Annotated in this window: 1 pseudogene; it reads right to left on the bottom strand. The window is 41.9% G+C overall.

Annotated features, from left to right (window positions below):
* Nucleotides 1–222: pseudogene (locus LJE11_RS19685) on the bottom strand (conjugal transfer protein); the annotation flags it as partial.

Raw genomic sequence — 222 nt, 5'->3', positions numbered from 1 at the left:
CGAAATTTTCTATCCCGTTGGTGTCCTGCAAGCGAAGTTCAATGATTTCTTTTTCGTGGGTCGTGTGCTGGTCGATAGCAGTAAAATTCTTATACACTCCAAAGCTCACGCTTGCGATAAGCACCACCCACAACGCAATCACGGTTTTCTTATGTGTGCCTACCTTAACAGTACGCACCTTTTTTTCTTTTGGTTCTTTGATAGTTTCTGTCTGTTTCTTAT

The organism is Blautia sp. DFI.1.216 (genome assembly GCF_020594215.1).
GTDB lineage: Bacteria > Bacillota > Clostridia > Lachnospirales > Lachnospiraceae > Blautia_A > Blautia_A wexlerae.
This window is presented reverse-complemented; position numbering and strand designations above follow the sequence as displayed.